Below are 22,275 nucleotides of genomic sequence, written 5' to 3' on the forward strand. Positions count from 1 at the left end.
GTCAATGCTCCTCGTCATGCGGGTCGACGAACGAGCGCCACAGCAGCACCGGCAGGATGGCGGTGAACACGATGACTTCCTTGAAGGCACTGGCCCAGAACGAGCCGAAGGCCTCGATCAGCCCGACGCCGAGCGCGCCCACGAGCGCGAGCGGGAAGCTGGTGAGGCCGGCGAACACGGCGGCCACGAAGCCCTTGAGGCCGATCAGGAAGCCGCTGTCGAAAAAGATGGTGGTGGTCGGGCCGATGAGCAGGCCCGAGAGCGCACCGATGAAGGCCGCGAGCGTGAAGCTCAGCGAGCCGGCGGCGTCGGTGGAGATGCCCATGAGCCGCGCGCCGGTCTGGTTGACCGAGGTGGCGCGCAGCGCCTTGCCGGTGAGCGTGCGGTCGAACAGCACGAACAGCGCAGCGATGAGCGCCACCGAGGCGATGAGGATGATGAGCGCCTGGCCGCTGAGCGCGATCGGGCCGAGGCTGAAGCGCTCGTCCCAGAAGCTCGGGTTGCGGAAGCCCTCGGCGCCGAAGAAGGCCAGGCCCAGGCCGGTCAGCGCGAAGTGCACGCCCACCGAGACGATCAGCAGCACCAGCACGCTTGCGCTCGCGAGCGAGCGGTAGGCCAGCCGGTACACCAGCGGGCCCATGGGCGTGACCAGGGCCAGCGTGAGCGCGGCCTGCACCAACATGGGCGGCTGCTTGGGCGCCAGCCACACGGTGAGGCCGCAGGCCACCAGCGGCAGGGCCGCGGTGCGCACGGCCAGCTTCGCCCAGCGCGCGAGCGGCCAGCTTTCGCGCCAGGCGCGCACGGTGTCGAGCACCAGCGCCAGCGCCACCATGAGCAGCAGCAGCCACACGGTGCCGGGCACGGCGCCGCTCTGGAACAGCGCCATGGTGAGGGCCGCGAAGGCGACGTACTCGCCCTGCGGGATGAAAACGATGCGGGTGACCGCGAACACCAGGACGAGGGCGATCGCCACCAGCGCGTAGATCGCGCCGTTGATGACGCCATCGACCCCGAGGATCGCGGCAATGTTCAGGTCCATGGGTCGCGGTCTCCCGTCAATCCTTCAAATGCCGATCAGTGCTCGAGCTTCCAGTCGCCGTTGACGACCTTCATCACCACGCCCGAACCGGTCTTGAAACCCCAGTGGTCGGTGGCGGTGAAGTCCAGGATGCCGTGCGTGACGGGCATGGCGGCCTCGGCTTCGATCGCGTCCTTGAGGGCCGCGCGGAACTCGGGCGTGCCGGGCTTGGCCTTCTTGAGCGCCACCGGCACGACCTTGTCGAGCAGCAGGTAGGCGTCGTAGGAGTGCGCGGCGAACTGGTTGCGCATGCCGGCGCCGTGGATCTTTTCGTACTCGGCGTTGAACTTCACGCCCACGGCCTTGCTGGGGTGGTTGTCGGGCAGCTGCTCGGCCACCACCACGGGGCCCGAGGTCACGAAGGTGCCCTCGACGGCCTTGCCGCCCACGCGCATCAGGTCGCGCGTGGCCGCGGCGTGCGTCTGGTAGTACTTGCCCTTGTAGCCGCGCTCGACCAGGCCCAGCTGGGGCATGGCCGCGCCGCTGCCCGAGGCGACGATCACCATGGCGTCGGGGTTGAGCGAGGCGAGCTTGAGGGCCTGCGCGGTCACGCTGGTATCCGAACGCGCGAAGCGCTCGACGCCCAGCATCTTGATGCCGGCCTTCTCGAGCAGCGGATTCAGGGCCTGCAGCCACTGCTCGCCGTAGGCGTCGGTGTAGCCCAGGAAGCCCACGCTCTTGACGCCCTGCTTCTTCATGTGCTCGACCATGGCCTCGGCCATGACGTTGTTGCTCTGCGGCATGCGGAAGCTCCAGGCGTCCTTGCCCGGGGGCAGGCCGATGGGCGAGAGCGCGAGCTGCACGGTGTTCGATTCGATCGCCACCTCGGCCATGGGGATGGCCACCGGCGTGGCGACCGCGCCCACGATCACGTCGACCTTGTCCTGGTTGACGAAGCGGCGCGCGTTCTGCACGCCCTTGGTGGGGTCGGTGGCGTCGTCGAGCACGATCACGTTGACCTTCTCGCCGCCGATGGTGGACGGCCACATCTTCACGCCGTTGGCCACCGGAATGCCCAGGCCCGAGGCCGGGCCGGTGAGCGACGCGCTCACGCCGATGGTGATGTCGGCCCAGGCGGCGCCGGTGAGCGTGGCCGCGACAGCGACGGCCAGGGTGTGCTTCAGCAGTTTCTTCATGCGTTGTCTCCGGTGGTGTTGCGTGTGCTCGTGGCCCGCACACGCGAGGGCGTGAAATCGGCTCAGGCGGCCGCGGGATTCTCGACCAGCAGGGCAATGCCCTGGCCACCGCCCACGCAGGCCGAGGCGATGCCCCAGCGCGCGCCGATGTCGCGCAACTGGCGCGCGACGGTGATGGTGAGGCGAACGCCGGTGGCCGCCAAGGGGTGGCCGAGCGCGATCGCGCCGCCGTGCACGTTGAGCCTGTCTTGATCGAGCTGCAGCTCGCGCGCCACGGCCAGCGCCTGCGCGCCCTGCGCCTCGTTGATCTCGAAACGCGCGATGTCGCCCAGCGCCAGGCCCGCGCGCTCGAGCAGCAGGCGGATGGCCGGCGCCGGACCGATTCCCATGATCTCGGGCGGCACGCCCACCACGGCGGCGGCGGCCAGGCGCGCCAGCGGGGCCTTGCCCGCGGCCTTCACGCCCGCGCCGTTGGTCACGACCGCGGCCGCGGCCGCGTCGGTGAGGGCCGAGCTGTTGCCGCCGGTCTGCACGCCGTCCTTGAACACGGTGCGCAGCTTGGCCAGCACCTCGGGCGGGGTGGGGCGCGGGTGGGTGTCGCGGTCGGCCACGGCGGCCTTGCCGCTCAGGCGCAGGCGGCGCGGCTGGTAGCCCTCGCGCTGGAATTCCTCGTTCGCCACGGGCACGGTCTCGCCGTCGAACCAGCCCGCGGCCTGCGCCGCCACGGCGCGCTCGAAGCTGCGCGCGGCGAAGGCGTCCACGTCTTCGCGCGTGAGGCCGTAGCGCTGCGCCAGGTTCTCGGCGGTGCGGATCATGCTGATGTCGGCGGCCGGATCGGTGAGCGCCTCCCACATGTAGTCCTTGAAGCCGATGGGCGCGCCCAGGCGGAAGCCGCCGCGGTGGTCGAAGGCCGCGATGGGGTTGCGCGTCATGGACTCGGTGCCGACCACCAGCACGTGGCTGGCCACGCCCGCGCCGATCTGCTCGCCGGCCTGGCGGAACAGTTCGAAGCCGGTGCCGCAAATGCGCTGCGCCATGAGCGCGGGCACCTCGACCGGCACGCCCGCGTACAGGCCGATGTGGCGCGGCACGTAGAACTGATCGAAGCCGCCCGGGGCCATGTTGCCCGCGATCACCGAGTCGATGCGCTCGGCGGGCACGCCGGTGCGCGCGAGGATCTCGCGCGCCACCTTGATGCCGAGGTCGATCGGGTTGGCATCGGCGAACGCACCCATGTAATCGACCATGGGGGTGCGAACCCCGTCAAGGATGAAAACGTCGTCGAAGGTCTGGCTCTGGCCGCGGCTCATGGGAGGGCTTTCTCGGGGGTGGCGGGGCGCACCACGCGCGCCGTGTCGTTGTCGTCGTAAAGGGCTTCGACCAGGGCCGCGCGGCGCTGCAGCACGGCACGCTGGTTGAGGTAGCCCTTGTCGGTGATTTCGCCGGCGTCCACGCTCGGGGCTTCGTCGAGCACCAGCGCGCGCGTGGGCGATTGCGAGGAGCCGCCGCCTTCGGCGCGCAGCGCGGCCAGGCCGCGCGCGATGTGCGCGTGCAGCTCGTCGCGTGGCAGCCGGGCCGCGGCCGGGGTGGGGAACACGAGCACGCCGATCTGGTCGCGGTCGTGGCCGGTGATGACCACGTCCTGTGCGTGCGGCGCGAGCGCCGACACCACGCGCAGGCGCAGCGTGCCCACCGACACCCAGGTGCCGGTGGTGAGCTTGAAGTCTTCGGCCACGCGGCCGTTGAACACCACGCCGCGCTCGGGCGCCTTCGGGTCGGCCAGGTAGCCGGCGTCGCCGATGCGGTAGTAGCCCTCTTCGTCGAAGGCCTGGGCGCTGAGCTCGGGCGCGTGGCGGTAGCCGGGGAAGATGTTCACGCCGCGGATGCGCAGCTCGTGTTTCTCGCCATTGGGCACGAACTTGAGTTCGACGCCGGGCAGCACCCCGCCGATCACACCCGCGCGCTCCATGCGCCAGTGCGCGCTCGTGACCGCGGGCGCGGTCTCGGTGGAGCCCCAGGAGGTGGTGAGCCAGACCTCGCGGCCGAGCACGCGCCTGGCGAGCCGCTGCAGCCGTTCCCAGCTGGCCTGCGGCAGCGCGGCACCGGCGTAGAACACCGTGCGCAGCCGGCCCAGCACGCGGCGCGCCAGGTCCTCGTCGGCCTCGAGCAGGGGCATGGCCATGTCGAAGCCACGCGGCACGTTGAACCAGATGGTGGGCTGCACCTCGGCGAGGTTGGCCACCGTCTTCTCGATCAGGCCCGGCGCGGGCCGGCCTTCGTCGATCACCAGCGTGCCGCCGTGGCACATCACCATGTGCAGGTTGTGGTTGCCGCCGAAGGTGTGGCTCCAGGGCAGCCAGTCGACCAGCACCGGCTTTTCATGGCGCAGGAAACGCCAGGCCTGCGCGATCATCTGCTGGTTCGCGCACAGCATGCGGTGTGTGTTGATTACCACCTTGGGCGTGCCGGTGGAGCCCGAGGTGAGCAGGTACTTGGCCGTGGTGTCGGGCGTGATGGCCTCGAAGGCCGTGCGCACCGCGGGCGTCTCGTCGCCAGCCAGCAGTTGTTCAAACGCCAGGGCCCCGGGGATGCGGTCCTGCACGGTGTCGGCGCCCTGGCTGAACACCACGGGCACCTGCAGGCCGCTGCTGGCGATCGCGGGGCCGTACACCGCGGCGTCGGACGCATAGACCAGCGCGGGCTGCAACGTGTGCAGGATGCCGTGCACCTTGCTGTACTCGCGCGTGAGGCGGCAGTAGGCGCTCGACACGGTGCAGCTCGCGCGGCCGATGTGCTGCGCGGCGAGCACCAGCAGCAGGTGGTCGATGCCGTTGTCGGACAGCACCACCACCGGCGCGTCGGGCGCGAGGTCCAGGCCCAGCAGGGCCTGCGCGACGCGGCCCACCTGCGCGCGCAAGGCGCCCCAGCTCAGGCGGCGCCAGCCGCCCTCGGGCGTGCGCTCGGCCAGCGCGGGCGCGTCGGGCGTGTGGCGGGCCCAGTGCTCGAGCCATTCGCCCACGCAACGCGCGTAATCGCCCAGGGGCTCGGGCGAGCGCAGCACAAAGCTGCCGTCGGCCCGGTGTTCCACCGTGGCCGCGGGCGGTGCGATCCAGGCGGGATCGGCCATCCAGTCGAGGGTGCTCATGGTCTCCATACAGTTATGTATGTTTGATAACCAATGCTATCGAGGGTTTTCACCAGGGGGGTACAGGGTTTTTCCCTAGCTCCGTACATTTCTGTACGGAGCCCTTTGAAGACGCCATCGATAGAATCCGCGCCGTGAGTTCGACCAGCGACAGCCCCAAGGCCACCGCCCCGGCGCGCAAGACCCGCGCGGGTGGCGAGGCCGCACGCGTGTCGCTCACGCCCGAGACCTGGATCGAGGCCGCGACCGGGGTGCTGGTGGACCAGGGCATCGACCACGTGCGCGTGGACCTGCTCGCGCAGCACCTGGGCGTCACGCGCGGCAGCTTCTACTGGCACTTCAAGGACCGCGAGGACCTGCTGCGCCGGGTGCTGCAGGCCTGGCGCGAGACCGCCACCGAAAACCTCACGGCGCGGCTCGAGTCCGCGCACGAAGACCCGATGGCGCAGCTGCGCGACGTGCTCTCGCTGCCATTTCGCGGCCGCTCCGCGGCGCGCGCGGCGCGCATCGAGCTCGCGATCCGCGCCTGGGCCCGGCGCGACCAGATGGCGCGTTTCGCGGTCGACGAGGCCGATGCGAGCCGCATCGGCTACATCGCGCAGGTGTTCTCGGCCCTGGGTTTTCCGGTGATGGAAGCGCGCTCGCGCGCCTTCATGCTCTACGGCTACATCGTGTCGGAATCGCTCATGCCCACGCTGAGCAGCAAGGCCCAGCAGGACGAGCGGCGCCGCTTCGCGGAGCGGCTGTTCACGCAGCGCGTGACGGTGCCGTAACTGGCCGGTTTATCGGTTCGAACGCTGGAGGTCGCGCTGGACGCGTTCGCGCGTTGAACGCTCTTCGTCGGCATCGAGAAAGCGCGTGAAACGCAGGCGCTTCACCACCACGTCGAGGTCAAGAAGACCCGCTTCGATACCGGCCCGGATCCATCGCAGATCGTTGGGCTCACCACGTGCGTACTTCGAGATCGCAGCGTCCGCGAAGTCGAGGAAGCAAACCTTGACGCCGTCCCGCTCCAGCAGGTGCATGCGACCTTCCCAACCCTCGGGCAGGGTGCACAACTGCGGTGTGACGGGATCGATGAAAACACCTGTTTCGGCGAAGAAGGCGCTGCCCTCTCCCAGCGCCGACACCACGTCGAGCATGCGCTCGGGATCGGCTCGCGTGTAGGCGTCGAAATCGTTAGACAGGGTCATGGCGCTTGGCAGCGGTCCCCGGGTTTCGTGCACCAGGGCGCTGAGGCTACCCACGACCACGAATTCGGTGTGTCCGGTGATGTCGCGTGCCCTGCGCAAGGCCTCGAACAACAGGTCGAGTTTTCGCGACATGGTTGGGATTACCGGGGCGCCAGGACAAAAGGCGTGTTCTGCCGAAGCGCACGGCCCCAGCCATCGGCGTCACCCACGATCGCACTGGCCAACTGCTTCACGGGCAACCCCAGCAGTTGCTCCCATTTCCCGATGTAATCCTCGCTGACCAGCCGTTCGTCTTTCCACTTCTTGAGCATGGCGCGGGCCTGGGCAATCAAGGCGTCCTGGCGCGAACGCGGCGCGCTCAGCAACTCGACGGCGAGCTGGGCATGGCGCTGCAGGCGTTGGGATTCGAGTTCGGCCTGTTTCGCGCGGGCCAGCTGCCGCTTCATCTGATCAACCGCGCGATGGGCTTCGTCGAGCGACTTCGAATTCGAATCCCAGACCTCAGGTGCGGCCATCAAGGCCTTGATGCGGCCGTGGGACGTGATGGCCAGCGCTGGCTCGGACCGCAAACGGTCCAGCATTTCGCCAAAGGCCTGTTTTGCCTGCGTAGCCGGCACCTGCGGCAAATTGTCTAATTTGTTCATAATGGACAAATTAGACAATTCATTGGGCGTGAAATCAAGCGCTGCGCTTGAACAGCGCGAGCAGCCCGCCCGCCACCACGAACAGCGTGCCGAACACGCGGTTGAGGGCGCGCACATGGGCGCTCGACTTGAGCGAACTCAGCAGCCGCGCCGCGAGCGCGGTGTAGCCCGCCATCACCACCAGGTCGGTGAAGCCCAGCGTGAGCGCGATCACCAGGTACTGGGGCGCAAGCGGCTGGGCCAGGTTGAGGAACTGCGGCACCACGGCGAGCAGGAACACCGTGCCCTTGGGGTTGAGCGCGTTGATGATCCAGCCGCGCACGATGAGCTCGCGCGCGCGCCGCGGCGTGGCGTCGGTGCCGGCCTCGGCGATGGGCCGCGCGGGCGCGCGCCATTGCTGGATGCCCAGCCACACCAGGTAGGCCACGCCGGCCCATTTGATGACCGTGAAGGCCGTGGCCGAGGCGGCCACCAGCGCGCCCAGGCCCACGCCCACCACCAGGATCTGCGTCCAGATGCCCAGCACCAGCCCCAGCGTGGTGAGGTAGCCGCGGCGGAAACCGTGCGACAGGCCCGAGCTCATGGCGGCCACGGCGCCCGCGCCCGGCGAGATGCTGATGGCCCAGGAAGCGGCGAAAAAGGCGAGCCAGGTGGTGAATTCCATGGTGGGCGGAGCGAGCAGCAGAGGGGCAGCGATGCTACCGGATCCTCAGCTTGAACTGCAGCAGCAGCGCACCGTCCACGTTCTTCATCGAGGGGATCACGCCCAGGTTGATGCCGAAGCGCCGGCCTTCGATGGTGGCCATGGGCAGGGCTGCGAAGAAAGTGCCGCCGCGCTCGATCGCGGGGTAGCCATTGAGCACACCGATGGCCGCACCGAGCTTGACGGGCCCGATCTGCCAGGGCTGCCAGTTCACGGCCGCGTACTGCGAGTGCTTGCCCAGGCTGTTGTCGTACACGCCCGCCATCAGCGCCACGTCGGGCGAGCGGCGCCATTCGAGGCCGAAGCCCAGGTTGCGCTCGTTGTAGTGCGCGTGGCGGTTGAAGTGGCGCGAGAAGCCACCGACGTTGACCCACACCGAGGACGTGTCGGCCACCGGCGTGGCCGGGCCATCATCGGCGCGCGCGGCAAAGGCCGCGAGCGGCAGCGCCAGGGCGATCAGCCAGACCCGGGCTGCGGGCAGGCAAAGGCGGGAAAGAACTGGGCGCGCAAGCATCGGTCACCTCGATCACGGAACCCCCGGTGGGGGCATGCCTGTGATCTCGGCGCCGCAGCGGCGCGCTGAATGCCACCGGTCGGGCTAACACCCGACCGTGACAAGCGCGTGACGGGATGCTCAGTTGCGCTTGCGCGGCGCAGCGGGACCGCGACCTTCGAGGTGGCGGAAATTGATGCGGCCCTTGGTCAGGTCGTAGGGCGAAAGTTCCAGCGAAACGCGGTCACCCGCGAGGATGCGGATGTGGTTCTTCTTCATCTTGCCGGCGGAATAGGCAATGAGCTGGTGCCCGTTGTCCAGGGTCACGCGAAAACGCGTGTCGGGCAACACCTCGTTGACGATACCCATCATGTCGATCAGTTCTTCCTTGGCCATGCGGATCCTTTTCAGTGGCTACGACGCCACCACGCAAGCCGCCCGGAGCTGCAGCGCAGGCCCGGGTGCGTGGAAGCGAGGAAATGGCCATCGGGGCGATGGCCGGCGAACGGCCCGGGCGCGGAGCCCGGGCAGGCGCGCGGCGGCGCGCAAAACCCCCGGATTTTACCGGGTCGCGCTTCAGCGCTTCTCGGGCAGCTCGATCTTGACCTCGAGCACGTCAAGGTTGTCCTGGCGTTCGAGCTGCACCTTGATGTCGTTGGGGTCGATGCGGATGTACTTGCCGATCACCGCCACGAGCTCGCGCTGCAGCGCGGGCAGGTAGTCGGGTTCCGCGGCGCTGCGGCCGGCCCGCTCGTGCGCCAGGATGATCTGCAGCCGCTCCTTGGCGACGCTGGCGGTCTTTTTCTTCTCGCCGAGCAGAAAGGACAGCAGGGACATGTCACTTCCCTCCGAACAGGCGCTTGAAGAAGCCGGCCTTCTCGGCCTCGATGAAGCGCAGGGGCTTTTCGGCGCCCAGGAAACGGTCGATCACGTCGCCATAGGCCTCGGCCACGTCGCTGCCTTTGAGGTGGATCGCCGGCGTGCCCTGGTTGGACGCCGTGAGCACGCTCTCGCTCTCGGGGATCACGCCGATCAGCGGGATGCGCAGGATGTCCTGGATGTCCTGCAGCGAGAGCATCTGGCCGTCGGCCACGCGCGAGGGGTTGTAGCGCGTGATCAGCAGGTGCTCCTTGATCGGGTCCTTGCCGTCGATGGCGCGCTGGGTCTTGCTCGAAAGCATGCCCAGGATGCGGTCGGAGTCGCGCACGCTGGACACCTCGGGGTTGGTCACCACCAGGGCCTCGTCGGCGTAGTGCATGGCCAGGAGCGCCCCGGTTTCGATGCCCGCGGGCGAGTCGCAGACGATGAAGTCGAAACCCATCTCGGCGAGCTCGTCGAGCACACGCTTGACGCCCTCCTGCGAGAGCGCATCCTTGTCGCGCGTCTGGCTGGCCGCGAGCACATACAGCGTGTCGACCTGCTTGTCCTTGATCAGGGCCTGGCCGAGCTTGGCCTCGCCGTGGATCACATTGATCAGGTCGTAGACCACGCGGCGCTCGCAGCCCATGATCAGATCGAGGTTGCGCAGGCCGACGTCGAAGTCGATGACGGCGGTCTTGTGGCCGCGCAGCGCGAGGCCGGTGGCGAAGCTGGCGCTGGTGGTGGTCTTGCCCACCCCGCCCTTGCCGGAGGTGACGACGACGATACGGGTCATGGTGCGGTTCCTTGGATTCGGATGGTTCAGGCAGGCAGCGGATCGATCACGAGCTTCTCGCCGTCGGGCGTGCGTTGCAGGCGCACCTGGGCCGGCTTGCCGTGCAGCTCACCGGGCAGGGGCACTTCGCTCGTGCGGTAGATGCCGGCGATGGACACCAGCTCGGGTGCCATGGCCAGCGAAAAAATGCGCGCATCGGCAAAGCCGCGCGCACCCGCGATGGCCTTGCCGCGCAGCGGCGCGTACACATGGATGTGGCCGTCGGCGATGACCTCGGCGCCCGGGTTCACGGGTGCCATCACCACCAGGTCGCGGCCGCGCGCATACACCTGCTGGCCCGAGCGCAGCGGTTTGTCCACCACCAGCGCGGCCGGGTTCACGGGCGGCGGGGGCGGCGCCACCGCGGCCTCGCGCGCCGGCTGGCGAGGCGCTTCGCGCGGCAGGTTGATGCCATCGGCCAGCGGGAGGCCAGCGCTGCGGGCCGCGGCGCGCTGGGCGTCGTCGAGCGCGTGCACGGCGACCGCGCGCAGGCGGTGCTCCTGCAGCAGGGCCACCACGGCAGCGAGGTCGGGCGCGCCCGCATCGGCCACGCCCTGCAGATCGATCAGCAGCGGATCGTGGTCGAAGAACTCGGGCTGGTCGCCGTAGCGTTCGCCGAACTCGCGGCGCAGCAGATCCAGGTCGCTCGACTTGAGCAGCAGGGCCAGCAGCGGGAGGTGGGCGCTCTTGAGGTCGAAACTGGCGGGCGCTTGGCCGCCCAGGGACACGGGCATGGACGGAGGTCGGGCACGGCGGAAAGGCGCGCAGTGTAGCAGCGGGCACCGGGGCGTCCGGTGAGCGTTCGTGACCGGATGTTGGACAAACCTGTGGAAAGTTCTGGCACAAGCCCGCTGTTGTCCACAGGCGGGGCGCGGGCGGCGGGTTTGTCCCCATCGGCGAACACCGGGAACCGGCCCCTCCCCACAGGCTTGTCCGGTTCACAAACGCCTTGCGCCACAAGGGAAAAGGGCGCTTGTCCACAGAAGACAGCGCCCTTCTACTAGCTACGACTATCTTTTAAAAAGAAACCATAGATAAGACAGCCGAACTCCCTCAGCCGCGACCAGGACCCTGGTGCGGGCCGCCGTGACGGTGGTCGTGGCCGCGGAGGTGACCGCGCTCGCCGCGCGGCCCGGACATCGGCTGTTGCGCGTCGAAGGCCTTTTGTTGCGCGGGATTGAGTTGCGCGTAGAAGCTGCGGATCGCGTCGTGGCGCTGGGCCATCGCGCGGTCGCGCTCGGCCTTCATCGCGTCCATGCGGTCCAGGCGCTCGGGCGTGCTCAGCTTGTGCCAGGCCTCGCGGTCCATCGGCGGCTGGGCCGGGCCTTGCGGGGGCTGCATGCGCGCCACGAAGGCGTTCCACGCAGGCTCCTGCTGCGGCGTGAGCTGCAGGCTGGCTTTCAGACGGGCCTGGTGCTCGGCCATGCGCTGTTGCAGGCGTTGCTGGTGCTCGGCATGGCGCTGCGCGTCGGCGCGCGGTGCGCCCGGGCGCTCGGCCTTCACCGCGGCGGGCGGCTGGCCGGCGGCCGGGGGGCTGGGCATGTTTTGCGCCAGTGCGGTCAGGGACAGGCCGACGATGGTCGTGGCCAGGACGGTGGCGGCGGTGCGGCGGACAAACAAGGTCTTCATGGTCACTCCTGCAAAGGGCCACCGGGGTGGTGGCGTGGGAATGACTGTGCGCCGCAACCGTGCATCAACCGTGCAACAAGCGCGGCGTTTCTGTGTTCTTTCGGTAAAGACCGGTGTCGCCCGCGCCGCCGAGGTCGTCGAGGATGGGGCAGTCGGGCCGCTGGTTGCCCGGGCAGCGCTGCACCAGGTCCTGCAGCGTGCGGCGCATGGCCTCGAGGGCGGCAATGCGTTCGCCCAGTTCGTCGATGTGGCGCTGCGCGATGCGCTTGACGTTCTCGCTGCTGCGCCGGCGGTTGTGCCAGAGGTTCACGAGGTCGCGGATCTCGTCGAGCGTGAAGCCCATGTCGCGCGCGCGCCGGATGAAGCGCAGCGTGTGCACGTCGGCCTCGGCGTACTGGCGGTAGTTGCCCTCGGTGCGGTGCACCGCACCGAGCAGGCCGAGGTTTTCGTAGTGGCGCAGCATCTTGGGCGAGATGCCGCTGAGCTGCGCGGCCTGGCCGATGCTCACCGGCCAGGGCACCGGGGACAGGTCGGTGTTCATCCGGCGCTCACCGCATAGCCTTCCTCGCGGATGGTCTCGGCGATCTTCTCGCGCGGCTGGGCGCTGGTCACGTCGACGCGGTTGTGCGACCGGTCGATGCGCACCTCGGCCTGCGGGTCGAGCTGTTTGATGGCGGTGGTCACGGCGCGTTCGCAGTGGCCGCAGGTCATGCCCTGCACGGTGAAGGTCTGGTTCATGGAAAAGCTCCGGGGGTTGAAGGAACGGCTTCATTCTCAAGCTTGACACCATGTCAAGGTCAAGCGCAGGGTGTTCCGATCGGTGGTTCTTGACCTTGCCATCGTGGCAAGGTGCACCATGCCGGGCATGAACACCACCACCACCCTGTCCACGGCCACAGCCGATGCCGAGGTTTGCGAGATCGACCTCGGCATCGGCGGCATGACCTGCGCCTCGTGCGTGGGCCGCGTGGAGCGCGCCCTGCGCAAGCAGCCCGGCGTGATCGATGCGAGTGTGAACCTGGCCACCGAGACCGCGCGCGTGACCGCTGCCGCGGGCGACCCGGCGCTGGCCGCGCGACTCAGGCGCGCGGTGCGCGACGCCGGTTACGAGCCGCGCGCGGTCGAGACCGACGACGACCCCGACCGCGACCGGGTGCTCGGCGTGCCGCGCAACGCCTGGCCCGTGCTGATCGCCGCGCTGCTGTCGGCGCCGCTCGTGGGGCCCATGGTGGGCGACCTGTTGGGCAAGCACTGGATGCTGCCCGCGCTCTGGCAGTTCCTGCTCGCCACGCCGGTGCAGTTCGTGCTGGGCGCGCGTTTCTATCGCGCCGGCTGGCACGCGCTCAAGGCCGGCAGCGGCAACATGGAGCTGCTGGTGGCCATCGGCACCACGGCCGGCTGGGCCTTGTCGACCTGGCTCTGGTGGCGCGCCGACGCGGGCGAGATGGTGCACCTCTACTACGAGGGCTCGGCCGTGGTGATCACGCTGGTGCTGCTCGGCAAATGGCTCGAAGCGCGCGCCAAGCGCCAGACCACCGAGGCCATCCGCGCGCTGCAGGCGCTGCGGCCCGAGCGCGCGCGGCTGCTGCCCGACGGCGTGCGCCGCACCGAGATGGTCGAGGTGCCGGTGGAAGAGCTGCTGCCGGGCGACCGCATCCAGGTGCTGCCGGGCGAGCGCTTCGCGGCCGATGGCGAGGTGGTGGACGGCCACACCCAGGCCGACGAATCCATGCTCACCGGCGAGGCCATGCCCGTGCCCAAGGCGCCGGGCAGCGGCGTCACGGGCGGCTCGCTCAATGGCGAAGGCCTGGTGGTGGTCGAGGTGCGCGCGAGTGGTGCGCAATCGGTGCTCGCGCACATCATTGCGCTGGTGCAGGACGCGCAGGCCGGCAAGGCGCCGGTGCAGCGACTGGTCGATCGCGTGGCCGCGGTGTTCGTGCCGGTGGTGCTGGCGATCGGCGTCGTCACGCTGCTGGCCTGGCTCGCGCTGGGCGCACCGCTCGAAGACGCGCTGCAGCACGCGGTGGCGGTGCTGGTGATCGCCTGCCCCTGCGCGCTGGGCCTGGCCACGCCCGCGGCCATCATGGCCGGCACCGGCGTGGCCGCGCGGCACGGCATCCTGATCCGCGACGCCGAGGCGCTGGAGATCGCGCACCGCGTGCAGGCGGTGGCCTTCGACAAGACCGGCACGCTCACCGAAGGCCGGCCGCGTCTGCTGTTCCTCGCGGGCGACCCAGGCAGCGACGAAGCCGCTCTGCTCGTGCAGGCCGCCGCACTGCAGGCCGGCAGCGAACACCCCCTGGCCCGCGCGGTGTTGCAGGCGGCGCGCGAGCGCGGCCTGGCCTGGCCCGAGGCGCGCGAGCTGCAGGCCGTGACGGGCCGTGGCGTGCAGGGCACGGTGGATGGCGCGCTGCTGCTGCTGGGCAGCCTGCGCTGGATGGAGGCGCTGGGGGTGGGCATGGCCCCGCTGCAGCCCATGGTGCAGCGCGCGCTCGCGCAGGGCGCGTCGGTTTCGGTGCTGGCGCGCCGCGACGCCCCCGAGCGCTTCACGGCGCTCGCGGTGCTGGCCTTCGGCGACGAGCCCAAGCCCGGTGCGCGCGAGGCCCTGGCGCGCCTGCGCGAGCGCGGCCTGCAGCTGGCGCTGGTGTCGGGCGACAACCGCGCCGCCGCCGAGGCCATGGCCGAGCGCCTGGGCCTGCGGCCCGAAGAGGTGATGGCCGAGGTGCTGCCGGCCGACAAGGCCGCGGCGATCCGTTCGCTGCAACAGGGCGGGCGCGTGGTGGCCATGGTGGGCGACGGCGTGAACGACGCGCCCGCGCTGGCCGCGGCCGACGTGGGCCTGGCCATGGGCCACAGCGAAGGCGCGAGCGCCGACGTGGCCCTGCACGCCGCAGGCATCACGCTCATGCGCGGTGAACCGCAGCTGGTGGCGGCGGCCTTCGACATCTCGCGCCGCACGGTGCGCAAGATCCGACAGAACCTGTTCTGGGCCTTTGCCTACAACGTGGCCGGCATACCGCTGGCGGCGCTGGGTTTTCTCAACCCGGTGGTGGCCGGTGCGGCCATGGCGCTGAGCTCGGTGAGCGTGGTGAGCAACGCGCTGCTGCTCAAACGCTGGCGGCCTTGACCTGTGTCAAGGCGCACGGTGGCCGCGCGTGGGATGCTCGCGGCCATTGTGAGGAGATGCCCATGAAACGCGACGCCCTGCGCACCGTTCGCGACGAGCACGCGAGCCTGGCCGCGATGCTGCGCTCCATGCTGGCGATGATCGAACGCGGGCCCGAGACCGACGGGCCCGAGCGTTTCTTCGATGTGCTGCGCGCCATGCTGTTCTACATCGGCGAGTTTCCCGAGAAGCTGCACCATCCCAAGGAATCGGACCTGCTGTTCCCGCGCGTGGCGCGCGCCGCGCCGCACACGCTCGAGGCCATCCAGCGCCTCGAGAAAGAACACATGGGCGGCGAAGACCGCGTGCGCGAGCTCGTGCACCTGCTCATGGCCTGGGAGTACCTGGGCGAGCCGCGCCGCCAGGCCTTCGTCGACGAAGTGCAGGCCTACGTGAATTTCTACCTCGCGCACATGCGCCTCGAAGAGCAGCTCGTGCTGCCCGCGGCCGAGCAGTCGCTGAGCGACGAAGACCGCCGCCTGCTCGACGCCGCTTTCGCCGCGCACACCGACCCGCTGAGCCCCGAAGGCGCGCGCGACCCGGCCTTCGACCGCCTGTTCACGCGCATCGTGCGGCTCGCACCCGCGCCGGTGGGCGTGGGCTGAGGCATCGGCTGGCGCTCGGGCGGGTGCTTGGGCGGGTGCTTGGGCTGGCGGTCAGCGCGCCAGTTCGGCGAGCAGCTGATCGAACACCGCGAGCAGCGCGGCCACATCGCCTTCGCGGGTCTCGGGGCTCACCAGCATCATGCTGTGGAAGGGTGTGAGCAGCACGCCGCGGTTGAGCATGAACAGGTGCGTGAGCGCTTCGAGTTCGCTCTGGGCATGGTCGCGCACGTCCTGCGCGTGGCGCGGCGTGTGCGGCATGAACTGCAGTTCGAGCCGCGCGCCCAGGCGCGTCACCGTCCAGGGCCGCTGCGCCCGCGCGATGCGCTGCACCAGGCCTTGTTCGAGCTCGGCCGCGAGTGCGAGCATGTGGCGGTAGTTCGGTGCCGTGTGCAGGTGCGTGAGCGCGGCGTCGAGCGCGGCCAAGGTGAGCGCGTTGCCCGCCAGCGTGGTGCCGATGCCGCTGTGGCCCTCGGGCGCGGCCGCCTTGGCCGCGGCCATGCGCGCACCCACCGCGTGCGTGAAGCCGTAGACCGCGCAGGGCAGGCCGCCGGCCACGGCCTTGCCCACCACCAGCACGTCGGGGTCGAGCGCATGGGCGCGCGCGTAGCCGCCGAGCGCGGTGGACACGGTGTGGGTCTCGTCCATCACGAACAGCACGCCGTGGCGGCGGCACAGCGCGCGCACGGCGGGCCAGAAGCCGTCGGCGGGCGGCACCAGGCCGAAGTTGGTGAGCGCGGGTTCGGCGAGCAGGCAGGCCACGTCGCCGGGCGCGAGCGCGGCCTCGAGCGCGGCGAGGTCGTTGAAGGGCACCACGCGCGTGAACGCGGCGTGGTTGTGCACCTGGCCCAGCACCGAGGGCCGGGGCAGGGTGCGGCCGGTGGCGGGGTCAAGGTCGACCAGGGTGTCGTCGACCGCGCCGTGGTAGCAGCCGTCGAACACCAGCAGCTGCGGCCGGCCCGTGATGGCGCGCGCCCAGCGCAGCACGAAGCGGTTGGCGTCGCTCGCGCTCAGCGCCATCTGCCACAGCGGCAGGCCGAACACGCGCTGCAGGGCCTCGCCCACGGCCGGGCTGCGCGTGGAAGGCAGCATGCAGGTGAGGCCTTGCGCGGCCTGCTCGGCGATGGCGTGCGCGAGCGGCGCGGGGCTGTGGCCGAACATGGCGCCGGTGTCGCCGAGGCAGAAGTCGGCGTAGCGGTGGCCGTCGGCGCAGGTGAGCGTGATGCCTTGCGCGCTGTGCACGGCCAGCGTGGCGGGCGTGGGCCAGTCGCGCATCCAGTGCAGGGGCACGCCGAAGAGGTAGTAGGCGCGCGCGGCCTCGGCCTGGGCCACGGAGCGCGGGTGGGTGGCGATGAAGCGCTCGCGCTCGGCCTGCTGCAGGGCCGCGATGCGCTGCGAAGCGATGGAGGGGTTCATGCGGCCACTCTACGGCCACACGCAGCGGCCGCACGGAGCCAGTGCGCGGGCCCCGGGGCGGACCGGCGCGACAGGCCCTGCGGGGGCACACGGCCACAATGCCGCGCATGCCGACCCGCGATCACCCCCTTCCCCTGTTGCGCCTGGCGCTGGCGCTGTCGCTCGGGGCCGCGGTCTCGCTGGGCATCACGCGTTTCGCCTACGGCCTGCTGCTGCCGCCCATGCGCGAGGACCTGGGCTGGAGCTACACGCTCGCGGGCGCGATGAACACGGTGAACGCGGCCGGCTACCTGATCGGTGCGCTCGCCACGCCGCTGCTGATGCGCCGCTGGCGGCCCGCGACGGTGCTGCTCGCGGGCTCGCTGCTGGCCTCGCTGTTCATGGGCCTGAGCGGCTTCTTCACGGCGGCCGCGCCGCTGCTCGCACAGCGCCTGCTCGCGGGCGTGGCGAGCGCGCTGGTGTTCATCACGGGCGGCCTGCTCGCGGCGCGGCTGGGCGCGCGCGACCCGGCGCGCAGCGGCTTCCTGCTGGGCCTGTACTACGGCGGCACGGGCCTGGGCATCGTGGTGTCGGCGCTGGGCGTGCCGCCGGTGCTCGCGGCCGCCGCGGCGCAGCCGCACGGCTGGGCCTGGGCCTGGTGGATGCTGGCGCTGGCCTGCCTGCTGGCCACGGCCCTCATGGTGTGGCCCGCGCGGGTGCTCGCGGCGCTGCCCGCGCCGGCACCGAACGCGCAGGCGCCGGGCCACCGCGTGTTCCGCGTGCGCGATTTCGGCTTCGGCCTCGCGGGCTACGGCTGTTTCGGCATCGGCTACATCGGCTACATGACCTTCGTGATCGCGCTGCTGCGCGAGCAGGGCAGCACGGCCGCGGCGCTGACGCTGTTCTACGCGCTGCTGGGCGTGGCGGTGCTGGCTTCGTCGCGCATCTGGGCCGGTCTGCTCGACCGCGAGCGCGGCGGCGGGGCGTTGGCGCGGCTCAACGCGCTGCTCGGCGTGGCGGCCATCGTGCCCGCGCTCACCGCGGCCTGGCCGCTGGTGCTGGCCTCGGGCCTGCTGTTCGGCGCGGTGTTCCTGTCGGTGGTGGCGTCGACCACCGCGCTGGTGCGCCACAACCTGCCGCCCGCGCAGTGGGCCGCGGGCATCAGCGCCTTCACCATCGTGTTCGCGGCCGGCCAGATCGTGGGGCCCACGGTGGTGGGCCTGATCGCCGACGGCCCGGGCGGCCTGGCGCGCGGGCTGGTCTTCTCGGCCGCGGCGCTGTGGCTGGGCGCGCTGCTGGCCTGGCGCCAGCGCGCGCTCTGAGCAGCGGCCCTCAGCGGTAGACGTTGACCCAGGGCACGGCGCCACCCACGCCGTCGAGCACGTGCCAGGCGGCCGCGGCGCTGCCGTCGGCCGACACCGCGAGCGCGGCGTCGCTGTCGAAGCCGATGTTGCTCGCGAGCGACCACACGCCGCTCTGCGTGCCCCAGTTGCCGGCCGTGTCGCGCACGCGCGAGACCAGGCGGTAGCTGGGTTCGTAGGCGCCCCAGACGAGCACGATGTTGCCCGTGCTGTCGCGCTGCATCATGGCGCCGCTGATGATGCTGCCCGCGCTGGCGCTGAGCATGCTGGCCGTGCCCACGCTGCCGCCGGCCGCCACGGTGTTGGTGTAGAGCAGGTTGCCCCCGGCGCTGGCCTGCTGCCAAATGACGACCGCGGTGCCGTCGTTGGCGAGCGCGACGCGGCTGAACAGGCTTTCGGCGCCGGTCTGGTCGACCTCGACCGCACTGCCCCAGGCGCCGCCCGCGGCGCGGCGCGCGAGCAGCACGCTGCGGTTTTCGCCGACCACGGGCGAGGTGCGGTGCATCGCGGCGGCAGCCGAGCCGTCGGACGCGATCGCCACGTCTTCGAGCACGCTGTTGTAGCCGCTCACGGGCGTGGTCAGCAGGGCCGGTGTGGCCCAGCCACCGCCCTGGGTGAACACGGTGGCGGCGGCGTACTGGCCGGCGGTCGGGCCCGCAACGATGTTGGTGGTCCAGCCGGCGACCACGTCGCCGTTGGCATTGACGGCCAGGCGCGGCGTCAGGCCGATGCCGTTGATGCCGCTGCCCGCGGGGAAGTCGATGTCCACGTACGGGCCCCAGGTGCCGTTGGCGGCCATGCGCGCGGCCAGCGCGCGCCGGGTGTTGAAGACCGCGGGGAAGACGTCGAAGTCCTGGCCCCAGACGGCGGTGGCCACGCCGTTGTTGTCCATCACCAGCGCCACGCGCGAGAAGCTGGAGCCGACGTCGTCGTCTTCGAGCAGGGTGGGCGTGGCCCAGGCGCCGCCCGCGGTCTGGTGCGAGCCGTACAGGCTGTCGCGCAGGTTGGAGCGGCCGATGAAGGCGATGGCGGCGGTGCCGTTGGGCGCGAGGCCGACGCTCATGCCTTGGAAGCTCGGGCGGTCGGCGCTGGTCCAGCTGGCCACCACGTCGGTCGGGCCCCAGCCGGCGCCGGGTGTGTAGCGGCGCGTGAGCAGCGAGCGGTCACCGGTGCCCAGGTCGGCGTCGACCCAGGCCACGATGAAGGCCCCGTTGGCGTTGGCGGCCACCACGGGCCCGGCCGTGCCGTTGGAGGGCCCGTCGGTGGCGCGCAGGCGTTCCGCGGTCTGCCAGGCGCGCGCGGTGGGTGTCGCGGGCGCAGGCGCCGGGGCGGGGGTCGCGGCCGGCGCAGGGGCGGGTGCGGGGCTGTCGCCACCGCCGCCACCGCAGGCGCCGAGCAGCACGGCGGCCATCAGACCGGCGAGCAGCCGGGGCGAGCGGGCGTGGCGTGGCGAGGGCGCGCAGGAAACGGCGGGTGCGGCGGTGTGCGTGGGCGTGACAGCGGCCATGGGTGCTCCTGGTGGCGCGCCCCGGATGGCCGCGCTCGGGGGGCACGATATGGAGGCCGGCACGGCACGAACAGTGCCGAAGGTCACGATCTGCGGGCCGCGCTCAGGGCGCCATCAGGTCGGCCAGCGCCTGGCGCAGCCGCAACGGATCGACCGGCTTGTAGAGCACGGGCAGGCCTGCGTCGCGCAGGCGCTGCAGCCGCTCGGGCGCGGTCTCGCCGGTCACGAGCAGCAGCGGCAGGCCCGGCGCGTAGCGCTCGCGCAATCGCTGCGCCACCTGCAGGCCGTCGGCGCCGTCGGCGAGGCGGAAGTCGCAGATCAGGGCGTCGAAGGCCTGCGTGGCCAGGGCCTCGGCGGCGCGCGCTTCGCCGTCCACCGCGGTGAGCTGCACGCCCCAGCCACCGAGCAGCGCGCCCGTGGCCTGCGCGATGTCGGCCTCGTCGTCGATCAGCAGCACGCGTTGCGGCAGGGCGCGCTGGTCGGCGGGCTCGGCGGGCAGGGGCAGCGGCGCGCGCGCGGGCGGCGCCTCGGCCAGCGGCAGTTCGATGCGAAAACGCGTGCCGCGGCCCGGGTGCGAGTGCAGCGCGATCGGGTGTTCGAGCAGCGCAGCGAGCCGGCGCACGATGGCCAGGCCCATGCCCAGGCCGCGCGTGCGGTCGCGACCGGGGTTGTCGACCTGGTAGAACTCGTCGAACACCCGGCCCGCGTGCTCGGGCGCGATGCCGATGCCGGTGTCGATCACCTCGACCCACACGCGGCGCCCGCGCAGGCGCGCCACCACCAGCACGCCGCCGCGCGGCGTGTACTTGATGGCGTTCTCGACCAGGTTGGCGAGCAGGCGCAGCAGCAGCTGCGGGTCGCTGCGCACCCACAGGCCGGTGGCGCGGATGCGCAGCTGCAGCCCGGCTTCTTCGGCGCGGTTGGCGAACAGCGGCAGCAGCGCGGTGAACACGTCGGCCAGCGCCAGGGCCTGGGGCTCGGGCTCGATCACGCCCGCGTCCAGGCGCGAGACGTCGAGCATGGTGTCGAGCGAGGCCCCGAGCGCGCGCACCGCGCCCATCAGGCGCTGCGCGTGCGCGAGCGCCGAGCGGCCCTTGAGCTCGCGCTCGATCACCGCGCCGAACAGCGCGATGGCGTGCAGCGGCTGGCGCAGGTCGTGGCTGGCGGCGGCGAAGAAGCGGGTCTTGTCTTCGCTGGCGCGGCGCGTGATCGCCATCTGCTCGGCGAGCTGTTCGGCCAGGGCCTCTTTCTCGAAGCGCGTGTGCAGCGCTTCGGTGAGCAGGCGGTGCAGGTTGCGCGCGAACAGCAGCGTGGCGCCCAGGTAGACCAGGCAGCAGCCCGCCAGAAAGGCGTGCAGGGTGTCGCCCTGCCAGAGCAGGGCCGAGGCCAGGCCCAGCACCATGGGCACGGTGAAGGCCAGCACCGAGGCCCAGCGCGTGGCCATGGCGGGCACGCCGGCGCTGCAGATGCCCAGGATCACGAGCATGAGCAGCGCGGTCAGCGGCTGGTTGCCCGCGGGCAGGAAGCACCAGGGCGCCAGGCCCCAGGTGAGGCTGTAGAAGGCGTGCTCGCGCACGTGCACGCGCGCCCAGTGCGCGCTGCGCTCGGCGGCCTGCGGGTCGCGGTGCCAGCGGCCCAGCAGCGGATAGCGCAGGGTCTGCAGGATGTGCAGGCCCCACCACACCAGCACGCCCGGCTCGCGCAGCTGCCACCAGTAGAGCGCGACCATGCTCCAGGCAATGGCCACGTCGGCCAGCGTGGAGGGCGCGAGGTTGCGAAACAGCGCCGCGACCTGCGCGCGGTGCACGCGCTCGTCGATGCCGATCGGCGCGGGGGCGGCGTTCAACGCAGCTGGCTGATGAGCTGGGCGCGCGAGCGCACGCCGAAGAGCAGCAGCAGGGCCGAGACGTGGTTCTTCACCGTGCCCTCGCTGAGGTGGGCGCGCAGCGCGATCTCGCGGTTGGAGGCGCCGGCCAGCACCCATTCGAGCACCTGGGTCTGGCGCTCGGTGAGCGAGAGGCGCTGGCCCTGGGCGCCGTGCCAGCGCGAGGCCGGCACGGGGTCGTCGGCCAGCGCGGCGGCGCAGGCGCGGTCGTGTTCGCCGAAGGTGCCGCGCGAGCGGATGAAGCCGATGACGTGTTGCAGGTCGCCCGCCTTGGGCAGGTAGGCCAGCGCGCCGCGCGAGACCGCGTGGCGCATCAGGCCCGGGTCGCCCACCCCCGAGAGCACCACCACGGGCGCGCCCGGGAAGGCGCGCAGGAAGTCGTCGAGGCCGCTCATGCCGTGGGCGTCGGGCAGCTGCAGGTCGAGCAGCACCAGGCCGATCCGGTGGCGCTGTGCGCGGTAGAGGTCGAGCGCTTCGGCCAGGGTGCGGGCCTCGAACACCGGCACGCTCTGGCCGGTGTCGGCCGCGTGCGACTGCACCAGCGTGAGCAGGCCCAGGCGGACCAGGTCGTGGTCGTCGACCACCAGCAGGCCGGACGCGGTGGTGGCGGGGACGGTGGGCTCGGCGATGGCGTCCATGGCGCGA

General features: G+C 71.2%; 23 protein-coding genes. 4 read left to right on the forward strand and 19 right to left on the reverse strand.

Annotated features, from left to right (window positions below; translation table 11 throughout):
- Position 1: 1 nt before the first annotated feature.
- The 4 genes from WDZ95_RS15695 to WDZ95_RS15710 all read right to left on the reverse strand — a co-directional run bounded on the left by WDZ95_RS15695 (position 2) and on the right by WDZ95_RS15710 (position 5,359).
- Positions 2-1,039: a branched-chain amino acid ABC transporter permease gene (locus WDZ95_RS15695; protein WP_287468470.1), complete on the reverse strand. Its 1,038-nt coding sequence runs from the start codon at positions 1,037-1,039 to the stop codon at positions 2-4.
- A gap of 35 nt (positions 1,040-1,074) precedes the next feature.
- Positions 1,075-2,214, reverse strand: a complete 1,140-nt coding sequence (locus WDZ95_RS15700) for an ABC transporter substrate-binding protein (RefSeq protein ID WP_425779734.1) — start codon at positions 2,212-2,214, stop codon at positions 1,075-1,077.
- Between the two features lie 62 nt (positions 2,215-2,276).
- Positions 2,277-3,524, reverse strand: a complete 1,248-nt coding sequence (locus WDZ95_RS15705) for a thiolase family protein (protein WP_425779736.1) — start codon at positions 3,522-3,524, stop codon at positions 2,277-2,279.
- Entirely contained in the window at positions 3,521-5,359 is a 1,839-nt protein-coding gene (locus WDZ95_RS15710) for a feruloyl-CoA synthase (protein WP_166229162.1), read from the reverse strand. Before WDZ95_RS15710 ends, WDZ95_RS15705 begins: the two co-directional genes overlap by 4 nt.
- A gap of 134 nt (positions 5,360-5,493) precedes the next feature.
- Here WDZ95_RS15710 and WDZ95_RS15715 point away from each other — a divergent pair, with 134 nt between their 5' ends.
- A complete protein-coding gene (locus WDZ95_RS15715) occupies positions 5,494-6,132 on the forward strand; it encodes a TetR/AcrR family transcriptional regulator (protein WP_425779738.1) in 639 nt (212 codons plus the stop codon).
- Positions 6,133-6,141: 9 nt separating this feature from the next.
- On the opposite strand, the gene WDZ95_RS15720 is transcribed toward WDZ95_RS15715, so the two are convergent.
- The 11 genes from WDZ95_RS15720 to WDZ95_RS15770 all read right to left on the reverse strand — a co-directional run bounded on the left by WDZ95_RS15720 (position 6,142) and on the right by WDZ95_RS15770 (position 12,452).
- Entirely contained in the window at positions 6,142-6,684 is a 543-nt protein-coding gene (locus WDZ95_RS15720) for a DUF6036 family nucleotidyltransferase (RefSeq protein ID WP_425779740.1), read from the reverse strand.
- Positions 6,685-6,692: 8 nt separating this feature from the next.
- A complete protein-coding gene (locus WDZ95_RS15725; protein ID WP_425779744.1) occupies positions 6,693-7,196 on the reverse strand; it encodes a type II toxin-antitoxin system Phd/YefM family antitoxin in 504 nt (167 codons plus the stop codon).
- 34 nt (positions 7,197-7,230) lie between these two features.
- Entirely contained in the window at positions 7,231-7,860 is a 630-nt protein-coding gene (locus tag WDZ95_RS15730) for a LysE family transporter (RefSeq protein ID WP_166229166.1), read from the reverse strand.
- Positions 7,861-7,894: 34 nt separating this feature from the next.
- The gene (locus WDZ95_RS15735; RefSeq protein WP_425779746.1) at positions 7,895-8,413 is read right to left on the reverse strand and encodes a hypothetical protein; all 519 of its coding nucleotides are present in this window, start codon (positions 8,411-8,413) and stop codon (positions 7,895-7,897) included.
- A gap of 120 nt (positions 8,414-8,533) precedes the next feature.
- Entirely contained in the window at positions 8,534-8,788 is a 255-nt protein-coding gene (gene infA, locus WDZ95_RS15740; protein WP_425779748.1) for a translation initiation factor IF-1, read from the reverse strand.
- 180 nt (positions 8,789-8,968) lie between these two features.
- A complete protein-coding gene (minE, locus tag WDZ95_RS15745; protein ID WP_166229172.1) occupies positions 8,969-9,229 on the reverse strand; it encodes a cell division topological specificity factor MinE in 261 nt (86 codons plus the stop codon).
- Between the two features lies 1 nt (position 9,230).
- A complete protein-coding gene (minD, locus tag WDZ95_RS15750; protein ID WP_425779750.1) occupies positions 9,231-10,046 on the reverse strand; it encodes a septum site-determining protein MinD in 816 nt (271 codons plus the stop codon).
- Between the two features lie 26 nt (positions 10,047-10,072).
- Complete coding sequence (minC, locus tag WDZ95_RS15755; protein ID WP_425779752.1) at positions 10,073-10,819, reverse strand: septum site-determining protein MinC; 747 nt, start codon at positions 10,817-10,819, stop codon at positions 10,073-10,075.
- A 319-nt stretch (positions 10,820-11,138) separates the two neighbouring features.
- On the reverse strand, positions 11,139-11,714 hold the full coding sequence (locus WDZ95_RS15760) for a Spy/CpxP family protein refolding chaperone (protein ID WP_425779754.1): 576 nt from the start codon (positions 11,712-11,714) through the stop codon (positions 11,139-11,141).
- A gap of 64 nt (positions 11,715-11,778) precedes the next feature.
- Positions 11,779-12,255: a Cu(I)-responsive transcriptional regulator gene (gene cueR, locus WDZ95_RS15765; protein WP_425779756.1), complete on the reverse strand. Its 477-nt coding sequence runs from the start codon at positions 12,253-12,255 to the stop codon at positions 11,779-11,781.
- The gene (locus tag WDZ95_RS15770) at positions 12,252-12,452 is read right to left on the reverse strand and encodes a heavy-metal-associated domain-containing protein (protein WP_425779758.1); all 201 of its coding nucleotides are present in this window, start codon (positions 12,450-12,452) and stop codon (positions 12,252-12,254) included. The genes cueR and WDZ95_RS15770 overlap by 4 nt, the downstream gene beginning before the upstream one ends.
- 127 nt (positions 12,453-12,579) lie before the next feature.
- Between WDZ95_RS15770 and WDZ95_RS15775 the strand changes: the two genes are divergently transcribed.
- Both WDZ95_RS15775 and WDZ95_RS15780 read left to right on the forward strand, forming a co-directional pair.
- Positions 12,580-14,841 (forward strand): heavy metal translocating P-type ATPase, encoded by a 2,262-nt coding sequence (locus WDZ95_RS15775; protein WP_425779760.1) that lies wholly within the window; start codon positions 12,580-12,582, stop codon positions 14,839-14,841.
- Between the two features lie 62 nt (positions 14,842-14,903).
- Positions 14,904-15,485 carry a hemerythrin domain-containing protein gene (locus WDZ95_RS15780; protein ID WP_166229186.1) on the forward strand — a complete coding sequence of 194 codons (582 nt, stop codon included), beginning with the start codon at positions 14,904-14,906 and terminating at the stop codon, positions 15,483-15,485.
- Between the two features lie 51 nt (positions 15,486-15,536).
- Here WDZ95_RS15780 and WDZ95_RS15785 read toward each other — a convergent pair whose 3' ends face one another.
- Entirely contained in the window at positions 15,537-16,898 is a 1,362-nt protein-coding gene (locus WDZ95_RS15785; RefSeq protein WP_425779762.1) for a transaminase, read from the reverse strand.
- Between the two features lie 98 nt (positions 16,899-16,996).
- Between WDZ95_RS15785 and WDZ95_RS15790 the strand changes: the two genes are divergently transcribed.
- Complete coding sequence (locus tag WDZ95_RS15790; protein ID WP_425779764.1) at positions 16,997-18,199, forward strand: YbfB/YjiJ family MFS transporter; 1,203 nt, start codon at positions 16,997-16,999, stop codon at positions 18,197-18,199.
- A gap of 10 nt (positions 18,200-18,209) precedes the next feature.
- Here the strand turns inward: WDZ95_RS15790 and WDZ95_RS15795 are convergent, their stop codons facing one another.
- From WDZ95_RS15795 to WDZ95_RS15805, 3 genes are all read right to left on the reverse strand, one after another.
- Complete coding sequence (locus tag WDZ95_RS15795; protein ID WP_425779766.1) at positions 18,210-19,745, reverse strand: hypothetical protein; 1,536 nt, start codon at positions 19,743-19,745, stop codon at positions 18,210-18,212.
- A gap of 103 nt (positions 19,746-19,848) precedes the next feature.
- The gene (locus WDZ95_RS15800) at positions 19,849-21,591 is read right to left on the reverse strand and encodes an ATP-binding response regulator (RefSeq protein ID WP_240936425.1); all 1,743 of its coding nucleotides are present in this window, start codon (positions 21,589-21,591) and stop codon (positions 19,849-19,851) included.
- Positions 21,588-22,268 (reverse strand): response regulator transcription factor, encoded by a 681-nt coding sequence (locus WDZ95_RS15805; RefSeq protein ID WP_166229194.1) that lies wholly within the window; start codon positions 22,266-22,268, stop codon positions 21,588-21,590. The genes WDZ95_RS15800 and WDZ95_RS15805 overlap by 4 nt, the downstream gene beginning before the upstream one ends.
- Positions 22,269-22,275 lie beyond the last annotated feature (7 nt).

It is taken from the genome of Hydrogenophaga sp. T2, assembly GCF_049843535.1.
Classification (GTDB): Bacteria; Pseudomonadota; Gammaproteobacteria; order Burkholderiales; family Burkholderiaceae_C; genus Hydrogenophaga; species Hydrogenophaga crocea.